The sequence below is a fragment of the Cellulosimicrobium sp. SJTW-1 genome, assembly GCF_047716875.1.
In the GTDB taxonomy this organism is placed as follows: Bacteria; Actinomycetota; Actinomycetes; order Actinomycetales; family Cellulomonadaceae; genus Cellulosimicrobium; species Cellulosimicrobium funkei.
In genome coordinates this window covers 2919557-2931009 of record NZ_CP136680.1, presented here as the reverse complement: position 1 = coordinate 2931009, position 11453 = coordinate 2919557, and the positions used below count along the sequence as shown (strand labels likewise).

At 73.2% G+C, this 11453-nt stretch carries 6 protein-coding genes; 3 read left to right on the top strand and 3 right to left on the bottom strand.

The annotated features are described in order from the left end of the window. Positions 1-154: 154 nt before the first annotated feature. Positions 155-1417, top strand: a complete 1263-nt coding sequence (locus RSE42_RS13265) for a cellulase family glycosylhydrolase (protein ID WP_114552688.1) — start codon at positions 155-157, stop codon at positions 1415-1417. Between the two features lie 105 nt (positions 1418-1522). After that, positions 1523-2875 carry a cellulase family glycosylhydrolase gene (locus tag RSE42_RS13260; RefSeq protein WP_034656387.1) on the top strand — a complete coding sequence of 451 codons (1353 nt, stop codon included), beginning with the start codon at positions 1523-1525 and terminating at the stop codon, positions 2873-2875. A gap of 98 nt (positions 2876-2973) precedes the next feature. On the opposite strand, the gene RSE42_RS13255 is transcribed toward RSE42_RS13260, so the two are convergent. From RSE42_RS13255 to RSE42_RS13245, 3 genes are all read right to left on the bottom strand, one after another. Then, entirely contained in the window at positions 2974-4473 is a 1500-nt protein-coding gene (locus RSE42_RS13255) for an aminoglycoside phosphotransferase (RefSeq protein WP_415296573.1), read from the bottom strand. Positions 4474-4602: 129 nt separating this feature from the next. Further along, positions 4603-6345 (bottom strand): maltose alpha-D-glucosyltransferase, encoded by a 1743-nt coding sequence (gene treS, locus RSE42_RS13250; protein WP_372490696.1) that lies wholly within the window; start codon positions 6343-6345, stop codon positions 4603-4605. 59 nt (positions 6346-6404) lie between these two features. Further along, the gene (locus RSE42_RS13245; protein ID WP_415296571.1) at positions 6405-8630 is read right to left on the bottom strand and encodes a maltotransferase domain-containing protein; all 2226 of its coding nucleotides are present in this window, start codon (positions 8628-8630) and stop codon (positions 6405-6407) included. A gap of 67 nt (positions 8631-8697) precedes the next feature. Here RSE42_RS13245 and glgP point away from each other — a divergent pair, with 67 nt between their 5' ends. Continuing rightward, positions 8698-11301, top strand: a complete 2604-nt coding sequence (gene glgP / locus RSE42_RS13240; protein WP_085387572.1) for an alpha-glucan family phosphorylase — start codon at positions 8698-8700, stop codon at positions 11299-11301. Positions 11302-11453 lie beyond the last annotated feature (152 nt).

Genomic DNA, 11453 nt, shown 5'->3' with positions numbered 1-11453 from the left:
ATTTACCTCGAGAGTGCGCTACCTTCGATATGAAGCGTTTAAGTGCGCAGGTGTCATTCGGCCACGACGGGCCGGTTGAGGGCTCGCGGAAGAGCCCGACGACGACGTCCACCAAGCAGACCGGGCGACGACGCTCGGATCGGGAGGAAGATCGATGAGACGACTGTTCGCCATCGCCCTGAGCGCGGTGCTCGCCCTGCTCGCCGTGCCGGCGCTCGCGCAAGGGGCGAGCGCCGCGAACGACGGGTTCTCCGTCCGGGGCGGGAACATCTACGACGCGAACGGCAACCAGTTCGTGCCGGTCGGCGCCAACCACGCCCACGCCTGGTACCCGTCGCAGACGCAGTCCTTCGCAGACATCCGCGCCGCCGGCGCGAACACCGTGCGCGTCGTGCTCTCGGGCGGCCGGTACGGGACGAGCTCGGCCTCCGACGTGAGTGCCGTCATCGAGCGCTGCAAGCGGAACCAGCTCGTGTGCATCCTCGAGAACCACGACACCACGGGGTACGGCGAGGACGGCAGCGCTCGGTCCCTCGCGAACGCGGCTCGATACTGGACAAGCATCGCCTCGGCCCTGCGGGGCCAGGAGCGGTACGTGATGATCAACATCGGCAACGAGCCCTTCGGCAACTCCGGCTACCAGAACTGGACCAGGGACACCGTCGCGGCGATCCAGACCCTGCGCGGGGCCGGACTCGACCACACGCTCGTCGTCGACGCCCCGAACTGGGGCCAGGACTGGTCCTTCACCATGCGCGACAACGCCCCGACGGTCGCGGCGGCGGACAGCAACGTGGTCTTCTCGATCCACATGTACGGCGTCTTCGACACCGCAGCCGAGGTACGCGCCTACCTCGACTCCTTCACGAGCCGACGCCTGGCGATCATGGTCGGGGAGTTCGGCGACAACCACTCGGACGGGAACCCGGACGAGGCCACGATCATGAGCTACACGCGGTCCCAGGGGATCGGGATGCTCGGCTGGTCGTGGTCCGGCAACGGGAGCGGCGTCGAGTACCTGGACATGGTGAACGGGTTCTCCGCGAGCTCGCTCACCCCGTGGGGCCAGCGGTTCATCAACGGCGCCGACGGGCTCAAGGCCCGCAACGCGCCCGTGGCCTCCGTGTACGGGGGCGGTGGCGACGGCGGAGTCGGCACGGCCCCCAATGGGTACCCGTACTGCGCGAGCGCGTCGTCGGACCCCGACAGAGACGGATGGGGCTGGGAGAGCAACACCTCGTGCGTCGTGCGCGGCTCCTCCGCGGACACGGGTTCCGGTGGAGGCTCCGGGAGCGGGAGCACGGCGCCCAACGGGTACCCGTACTGCGCGAGCGCATCGTCGGACCCGGAGGGGGACGGGTGGGGCTGGGAGAACAGCGCGTCGTGCGTCGTGCGCGGCTCGTCCGCCGACCGCTGAACGGTCCGCCGCAGCGTGTCACGCGCATGAAGCGGTTCATCCTAGGGTCCATCCGATGTCGGATTGCGAGCGCGCTCGTGCGTGAGCGCAGAACGAAGGAGTTCGATGAGTAACAACAGCACACGACAGCTCCAGGTCCGTACCCGTGCGACGTCGGTCGCGGCGTACGTCGCTGCGCTCGCCCTCGCCGGGCCGGGAGCGCTCGCGCTGGCCGCTCCGGCAGCCGCCGACGAAGCGACCACAGATGGTCTGCACGTCGTCGACGGTCGGCTCGTCGAGGCGGACGGGAGCGACCTCGTCCTCCGCGGGATCAACCACGCCCACACCTGGTACACCCACGAGTTCCAGTCGTTCGAGGACATCAAGGGCACAGGTGCCAACGCGGTGCGCGTCGTCCTGTCGAGCGGGGACCAGTGGACCCGCAACGACCCCGCGGACGTCGCGCGCGTCGTCCGCGAGTGCGACGTGAACCGGTTGGTGTGCGCCCTCGAGGTGCACGACACGACGGGCTACGGGGACGAGTACGCGCCTGCGGCGGTGTCGCTCGACCGCGCGGTCGACTACTGGGAGGACCTGTACCCGACTCTCGCCGGGACGGAGGACAGGATCCTCGTCAACATCGGCAACGAGCCGATCGGCAACGGTCCGATCGCGGACGAGTGGGCGGCGCAGACCTCGGCCGCGGTCCAGCGACTGCGCGACATCGGGTACGGGCACACGATCGTCGTCGACGCCCCGAACTGGGGCCAGGACTGGTCGCGGACGATGTACTCCCAGGCGCAGCAGGTCTTTGACGCCGACCCCGACGCGAACGTCGTGTTCTCCGTCCACATGTACGAGGTGTACGGCGACGGCGCGGTGGTCACGGACTACCTGGAGCACTTCGTCGACGCGGGACTGCCGCTGATCGTCGGCGAGTTCGGCCCGGCGCACTACGGCAACGACGTCGACGAGGACACCATCCTCGCGGAGACGCGGCGCCTCGGCCTCGGGTGGTTCGGGTGGTCCTGGAGCGGTAACAGCGGCGGCGTGGAGGACCTGGACCTCGTCCAGGGCTTCGACCCGGTCTCTCGGTCCCCTTGGGGCGAGCGTCTGATCTCCGGCCGGGACGGCATCGCCGAGACGTCGCACGAGGCCTCGGTCTTCGCGAGCCGCGCGGACGGATGCTCGGCCGAGCTGGAGATCCAGTACCGGTGGCCGGGTGGGTACCAGGGCCAGGTGCAGGTGGAGTTCGACGGCGAGCCCGTCTCGACGTGGTCCACCTCGTGGCGCGTGCCCGCGGGCAGCGAGCTCGTGCAGACCTGGCACGGTGCGCTCTCCGTGGACGCTGGGACCGCGACGGTTACCGCCGAGTCGTGGAACGCGCGCGTGCCGGCCGGCGGGACCATCACGTACGGATTCTCCGGCCGTGGTGACGCTCCGGTGCTGGCACCGGTCGTCGACTGCTCGGCGAGCTAGGAACCGGGGCGGCGAGGTGGAGGCGTGGTCACGGCCGCGCCTCCACCGTGCCCTACCTGTCGCCGACCTCGCGGCGCCGTGCCTTCCTCGCGGACGGGTCAGGTGTTCCCGGCGAGGAGGCGGTCCACGGCGGCGAGGGGGATGGGCTCCCAGTCGGGACGGTTGCGCGACTCGTAGACCACCTCGTAGAGCGCCTTGTCGAGCGTGAGCGCCCGGACGAGCGCCTCCGACGTCGCGTGGTCGACGCCCGCGGTGTCCGCGCGCTCGTACGCGTCGAGGAACGCGGCGCGCGCCTGGACGGCCCACGCGGCGTCGGGGGCGCGCCCCACGGCGGCCGCGTAGTCGAACGAGCGCACGATCCCGGCGACGTCGCGCAGGGCGAGGTCGGGGCGGGTGCGCTCCGCGACCGGCCGCAGCGGCTCGCCCTCGAAGTCGAGCACCTTCCAGCCGAACCGGCGGGCGTGCAGCACCTGCCCGAGGTGCAGGTCGCCGTGGACGGTCTGGAGCCGCGGGAGGGCGTCGGGGACGCGCGTGACGGACGCGAGCCGTGCTGCCGTGCGGTCCCAGAACGCGGCGATCTCGGTCGCGCGCCGGCCGAGCGCGCTCGACGACGCGACGGCCTCGTCCGAACGGCGCCGCAGGTCGGCGACGAGCCAGCGCGCGTCGACGGGGGAGCCCACGTCGAACGCGCGCCGGAGCGCGGCGTGGAGGTCGGCGAGGACCCGGCCGAGGTCGGCGGCGAGGTCGGCGAACGAGGAACCCTGCCCGGCGTAGGCGCACGCCAGGTCGAAGCCGTCGCGCGCGCCGTCGACGAACTCGCTGAGGATCGCGAGGTGCGCCGACCGGGGCGACGCCGGGTCGGGCGCGTGCCCGGGAGCGGCCGGGTCGTCGGTCGCGTCCCAGCCCACCTCGAGCCAGGCGAGCGGTCGCGGCACGCCCGCCCACCCCTGGGCGGCGAGCGCGCGCGGGATCGTCACGTCCGGGTTCGGGCCGATCGCGATGGCCCGCAGGACCTTGAGCATCGTGCCGCCGGCGACGCCGGGCAGCAGCACCGAGCTGTTCGACTGCTCGACGCTCAGAGCGCGTCCGCCCGCGAGGTCGAGCGGATCGGTGCCCGCGCCCCCGGCCGCGGGGGTCGTCTCCCAGTCGGCGACGGCCAGGAGCGCCGCCCAGCACGCGGGGTGCGCGGCGCCGTCGTGCACGAGCCAGGCCGTCCCGGCGGTCGCGCCGCCCCCGGCGTCGTGCACCGTCCCGAGCGGCGTGGCGGGCGCGCGCCCCGGACCGGCGGACGGGGTCGCGCCGCCCGGGGTGCGCACGTCGCCCGGGGCCGCGGGCGCCGCGTCGACCGGCTCGAGGACGAGCGGCACCTGCACGACGAGGTCGACGCCGTCCCCGAGCAGCCGCAGCAGGTGGAGGACGACGCGCGGGGCCCGCGCCGGGTCCTGCCCGGCCGTCGCCGGGACGTCGAGCGCGAACGACAGCCACGGCACGTGCCGCACCGCGACGCCCTTGACGGGGTACCACCGGCGCTCCGGCAGCCACGCGTCGAGGAGCGTCATGAGCTCCGAGGAGGGAAGGTCCGTCCGTCGGAGCGTCATGCGCGCCTCCCTGTGGCTGGGTCGTCGGGTCGTCGGCAGGTCGTGCCCCGGGTTGCCCGGGGGCCCCGCCGTCGGGTCACGACGGCGGCAGGCTCCATCCGACCACGACGCGCCCGATCTCGCCGGGCGTCAGGGGGTCGTGCCCTCGGGGCCCCCGACGACGAGCCAGTAGAAGTCGCGCGAGCCCCAGGTCATGACGACGCGCCCGTCGTCCCCGACCGCCGGGAAGTGCGCGCCGCCGAACACGTCGGTGAGCGTCGCGCCCGCGTGCCCCGGCAGGTGCACCGCCGCGGACCGGGCGGTCGCGGAGAGGTTCGCGACGCACAGGATCGTCTCCGTGGGCGTGCGCCGCAGGAACGCGAGGATCGACTCGTTGTCGCACTCGAGCGCCACGAAGTCGCCCGTGCCGAACGCCTTGTGGCGGCGCCGGACCTTGAGCATGCCGTGCACCCAGTGCAGCAGCGACGTCGACTGCTCGAGCTGCGCCTCGACGTTGACGTAGCCGTAGTGGTGCACGAGCGACTGCACGAGCGGCAGGTACACCTTGCCCGGGTCCGCGGTGGAGAACCCGGCGTTGCGGTCGGGCGTCCACTGCATGGGGGTGCGCACGGCGTCGCGGTCGGGCAGCCAGATGTTGTCGCCCATGCCGATCTCGTCGCCGTAGTACAGGCACGGGCTGCCCGGGAGCGAGAGCAGGAGCGCGTGCGCGAGCTCGACCTCCTTGCGCGAGTTGTCGAGCAGGGGCGCCAGCCGACGGCGGATCCCGACGTTGGCGCGCATGCGCGGGTCGGGCGCGTACCACCCGTACATCGACGCGCGCTCCTCCGTCGAGACCATCTCAAGCGTGAGCTCGTCGTGGTTGCGCAGGAACGTGCTCCACTGCGCGCCCGCGGGGATGTCGGGCGTGTCGGCGAGGATCTCCAGCACCTGGTTCGCGCGCTGGTCGCGGATCGCGTAGAAGATGCGCGGCATGACGGGGAAGTGGAAGCACATGTGGCACTCCGGCTCCTCCTCGGTGCCGAAGTAGTCCACGACGTCGCGCGGCCACTGGTTCGCCTCGGCGAGGAGGATGCGGCCCGGGAACTCGGTGTCGACCATGCGCCGCACGCGGCGCAGGAACTCGTGCGTCTGCGGGAGGTTCTCGCAGTTGGTGCCCTCGGCCTCGTAGAGGTACGGCACCGCGTCGAGGCGGAACCCGTCGACCCCCATCTGCAGCCAGAACCGCGCGACGTCGAGCATCGCGTCGGCGACGCGCGGGTTCTCGAAGTTGAGGTCGGGCTGGTGGGAGAAGAAGCGGTGCCAGAAGAACTGGCGCCGCACCGGGTCGAACGTCCAGTTGGACGTCTCCGTGTCGACGAAGATGATGCGCGCGTCCTGGTAGCGCGTGTCGTCGTCGCTCCACACGTAGAAGTCGCCGTACGGGCCCTCCGGGTCGGCGCGCGACGCCTGGAACCACGGGTGCTGGTCGCTCGTGTGGTTCATGACGAGGTCGATGACGACGCGCATCCCGCGCGCGTGCGCCTCGCTCACGAGCTCCGCGAAGTCCGACGTCGAGCCGTACTGCGGCGCGATCGCGGTGTAGTCGGACACGTCGTAGCCGCCGTCGCGCAGGGGCGACGGGTAGAACGGCGGCAGCCACAGCGCGTCGATGCCGAGCCACTGGAGGTAGTCGAGGCGGTCGATGAGCCCGCGCAGGTCGCCCGTCCCGCTGCCGTCGGAGTCGGAGAACGCGCGGACGATCACCTCGTAGAACACCGCGGTGCGGTACCAGTCCGGGTCGTCGGACAGCCCGGGGCGCGTCTCGACGGGCGGCGCCGGCTGGCGGCGCGGCGGGAGGGCCGCGACGGGCACGGGCGCGGTGAGCGGGGGCACGGGAGCGGGACCGGCGGCGGGTCCCCGCACGGGGACCGGGGCCGCGTCCCGGGGGAGCGTCACGAGGCCCTCACGTGGATGACGTGCGCGACCTGGCGCAGCGGCTCGAGCCGCACGTACACGTCCTGCCCCCAGCCGTAGCTCTCGCCGGTCAGCTCGTCGTGCGCGACGAACGACGGCGCCCAGGGGTCCTGGCCGTCCGCGAGCGGGGGGAGGCCGAGGGCCGCGAGGTCCAGGTGCACGTTCGACTCCTGCGGGGAGTGGGGGTCGAGGTTCACCACGACGACGACCGTGTCCGCCTCGCCGGTCGGCGAGTGCTCGGCCGGCAGGTGGCGCGAGAACGCGAGCACCTGGTCGTTCGTCGTCGGGTGCACCGTGAGGTTGCGGAGCTGGCGCAGCGCGGGGTGGTCCCGGCGGATCTCGTTGAGCCGCGCCAGCAGCGTCGAGATGCCGATCTCGTCGGCGAGCGCCCAGTCGCGCGGCTTGTACTCGTACTTCTCGTTGTCGATCTGCTCCTCGACGCCCGGGCGCGGCACGTTCTCGACGAGCTCGTACCCGGAGTAGATCCCCCAGGTGGGGGCGCCGAGGGCGGCGAGCACCGCGCGCACGGCGAAGCCCGCCACGCCGCCGTGCTGGAGGTACGGCGGGAGGATGTCGTGGGTCGTGGGCCAGAAGCTCGGGCGCATGTAGGCGCCGGCCTCGCCCGAGACCTCGGTGAGGTACTCCGCGAGCTCGTCGCGCGTGTTGCGCCACGTGAAGTACGTGTACGACTGGTGGAACCCGATGCGCGCGAGGGTGTGCATCATCGCGGGCTTCGTGAACGCCTCGGAGAGGAACACGACCTCGGGGTTCGTCGCGCGCACCTCGGCGAGCAGCCACTCCCAGAAGTCCAGCGGCTTGGTGTGCGGGTTGTCGACGCGGAACGCGGTGACGCCGCGGTCGATCCACACGCGCACGACGCGCAGCACCTCGGCGTAGATGCCCTCGGGGTCGTTGTCGAAGTTGAGCGGGTAGATGTCCTGGTACTTCTTCGGCGGGTTCTCGGCGTAGGCGATGGAGCCGTCGGCGCGCGTCGTGAACCACTCGGGGTGCTCGGCGACCCACGGGTGGTCGGGCGAGCACTGCAGCGCGAGGTCGATCGCGACCTCCAGCCCGTGCCGCCGGGCCTCCTTGACGAACGCGCGGAACGTGCGCTCGCTGCCGAGCTCGGGGTGGATCGCGTCGTGGCCGCCGTCCTTCGACCCGATGGCGTACGGGCTGCCCGGGTCGCCGGGGAGCGCGGTGAGGGAGTTGTTGCGGCCCTTGCGGTGCGTCGTGCCGATGGGGTGGACGGGGGTCAGGTAGACGACGTCGAAGCCCATCTCCGCGATCGCGGGCAGACGGCGCGCGGCCGCGGTGAACGTGCCCGAGCGCCAGCGCCCGTCCTTGAGCCGTCGGGCGCCCTCGGAGCGCGGGAACATCTCGTACCACGCGCCCGCGAGCGCGAGCGGGCGCTCGACGCGCAGCGGGTACGTGGCCGACGCCGTGACGTGGTCGCGCAGCGGGGCGCGCTCCAGGACGTCGCGCACCTCGGGCGACGTCGCGGCGACGAGCCGGGCCTCGGCGGGGCGGGTCGCGTCGGCGAGCGCGGCGAGCGCGTCGGCGAGCGTGCGCTCGTCCGCGGGGGTCCGGCGGCCGGGCGTGCCGTCGCGCCCGGGGAGGGGGACGGCGTCGGCGAGGACGCGCTCGAAGAGCCGCACGCCCTCGGCGAGCATGAGCTCGACGTCGACGCCCGCCGCGACCTTGACCGTCGCGTCGTGCGCCCACGTGCCGTACGGGTCGCTCCACGCCTCGATGCGCAGCGACCAGTCGCCGACCGCGTCCGGGTGGAGCGTGGCGCGGAACCGGTCGAGCCCGGGGGCGACGTCGACCATGGGTGCCGTGCGCTCGGTGCCGTCGGGCGCGACGAGGACGGCGGTCGCGGCGACGGCGTCGTGGCCCTCCCGGAAGACGGTCGCCTCGATCGGCACCATCTCGCCGACGACGGCCTTGGCGGGCCACCTGCCGCACTCGACGACGGGTGACACCTCGAGCACGGGGATGCGTCCGACGGGTGCGGCGGGGGCGGGGGCGGGGGCGCCGCCTCGGGGGCGAGGGGCACCGGTGGCGCGGGGGCGGTGCGGCGCGAGGGCCGGAGGGGTCGACGTCACACGCACAACGTATCGAGGGGCACGGGGGCCAGGCACCTGGGGGAGGGGTCGGCGCGTCGCGCACGGGTCGCGCGCGATACCTGGGTGAAATTTCATGCAAGCGTTACACACAGGTTGCGGCGCGGGGGTGTGCACCGGCGCCAGGCTGCGTAGTCTCGTCCCCGTGAGAGCCATCCGACGGTTCACCGTCCGCACCCTGCTGCCCGCCGAGCTGCGCGACCTGGACGAGCTCGCGCACAACCTGCGCTGGTCCTGGCACGCGCCCACGCGCGACCTGTTCGCCGGTATCGACCCCGAGACGTGGGCGGCGGTCCACGGCGACCCCGTCGCGCTGCTCGGTGCGCTCGGTCCCGAACGCCTCGCGGAGCTCGCCGCCGACGGCGCCTTCGTCGAGCGCGTGCGGGCGGCGGCGGCCGACCTGCGCCACTACCTCGACGACGCGCTGTGGTACCAGCAGCGTGCCGCGGAGGCGTCGGAGGGCGGTGGCTCCCTGCCGGCCGCGATCGCGTACTTCTCGCCCGAGTTCGGCATCACGTCCGTGCTGCCCCAGTACTCCGGCGGCCTCGGCATTCTCGCCGGCGACCACCTGAAGAGCGCGAGCGACCTCGGCGTGCCGATCGTCGGCGTCGGGCTCCTCTACGGCGCCGGCTACTTCAAGCAGTCCCTCACACGCGACGGCTGGCAGGTCGAGACGTACCCGCTCCTCGACCCGGACGGCCTGCCGCTCACCCTCCTGCGCGACGACGACGGCACGCCCGCGCGCGTCTCGCTCGCCCTGCCCGGGGGTCGCGCGCTCCACGCGCACGTGTGGGTCGCGGCCGTCGGCCGCGTGCCGCTGCTCCTGCTCGACTCGAACGTGCCCGGCAACGACGAGGCCGCGCGCAAGGTGACCGACCGCCTCTACGGCGGCGGCGGCGAGCACCGCCTCCAGCAGGAGCTGCTGCTCGGCGTGGGCGGCGTGCGCGCGCTGCGCCTGTGGTCGCGCCTCACCGGCGCGCCGGAGCCCGAGGTCTACCACACCAACGAGGGCCACGCGGGGTTCCTCGGCGTCGAGCGCATCCGCGAGCTCGTCGAGCAGGGCCTCACGTTCGACGCGGCGCTCGAGGCCGTCCGCGCCGCGACGGTCTTCACGACGCACACGCCCGTGCCCGCCGGCATCGACCGGTTCGGCCGCGACCTCGTCACGCAGTACTTCGGCGGCGACATGGCGGTCGACGGCCTGCCCGTCGAGCGCGTCCTCGCCCTCGGGGCCGAGGACTACGACGGCGGCGACCCGACCGTGTTCAACATGGCCGTCATGGGCCTGCGCCTCGGCGGACGGGCGAACGGCGTCTCCCTCCTGCACGGCGAGGTGTCGCGCGGCATGTTCGAGGGCCTGTGGCCGGGCTTCGACGCCCGCGAGGTCCCGATCACCTCGGTGACGAACGGCGTCCACTCGCCCACGTGGGTCGACCCGGCGCTCGCGGCCCTCGAGGCCGAGCGGCTCGGGCTCGACGAGCTCACGGCCGAGCACGCGTCGTCGCGCTGGCTGCGCGGCGACGGGGAGGGCGCCGTCGGCGACGGCGAGCTCTGGGCGATCCGCCGCGAGATGCGCGGCCGGCTCGTCGACGAGGCGCGCCGCCGCGTGCGCAAGTCCTGGCGCGAGCGCGGTGCGACCCCGGCGGAGCTCGGCTGGGTCGACGACGTGCTCTCGCCCGACGTTCTCACCATCGGGTTCGCGCGCCGCGTCCCCACGTACAAGCGGCTCACGCTCATGCTCCGCGACCCGGAGCGGCTCAAGGCGCTGCTGCTGCACCCCGAGCGCCCGGTCCAGCTCGTCGTGGCGGGCAAGTCGCACCCCGCCGACGACCAGGGCAAGCGGCTCATCCAGCAGCTCGTGCGCTTCACGGACGACCCCGAGGTGCGGCACCGCATCGTCTTCCTGCCGAACTACGACATCGCCATGGCGCAGTCGCTCTACCCGGGCTGCGACGTCTGGCTCAACAACCCGCTGCGCCCGCTCGAGGCGTCCGGGACGTCGGGCATGAAGTCGGCCCTCAACGGTGGCCTCAACCTGTCGATCCTCGACGGGTGGTGGGACGAGTGGTACGACGGCGAGAACGGCTGGGCCATCCCGACCGCCGACGGCGTCGAGGACGCGGACCGTCGCGACGACCTCGAGGCCGCCGCGCTCTACGACCTCGTCGAGCAGCAGGTCGCGCCCCGGTTCTACGACCGCGACGCCGACGGCGTGCCCGGCCGGTGGCTCGAGATGGTGCGGCACACGCTCGCGACGCTCGGCCCCAAGGTCCAGGCGACGCGCATGGTCGGCGAGTACGTCACGCGCCTGTACGCCCCGGCCGCCGCGGCCGGGCGCGCGCTGGCCGCCGACGGGCTCGCGCCCGCCCGGGAGCTCGCGCAGTGGAAGCACGCCGTGCGCGACGGCTGGTCGCGCGTGCGCGTCGACCACGTCGACTCGGCCGGCATCGGCGAGGTGCCGCAGGTCGGCGACCGCCTCACGGTCCGGGCGTACGTGTCGCTCGGCGACCTGCGCCCCGAGGACGTCCAGGTGCAGGTCGTGCACGGTCGCGTCAGCGAGGCCGACGTCATCGAGGAGTTCACGGCCGAGCCGCTCGCGCTCGCCGAGACGTACGAGGCCGGCCGCTACGCGTTCGCGGGCGAGGTCGTGCTCGACGCGTCCGGACCGTTCGGCTACACCGTCCGCGTCGTCCCGACCCACGACGGCCTCCCGAGCGTCGCCGAGCTGGGCCTCGTCACCAACGCCTGACACCCCCGCCGAGGTAGAGCCTCCGGTCGCGAGGTAGAACCCTGGAGGTTCTACCTCGCGACCGGAGGCTCTATCTCGCGGAATCGCGATGGGTGAAGGGCGCGAGGCGGACGGTTGACGGTCGTCCACAGATCCGCCGTCGCCCCTGGCCG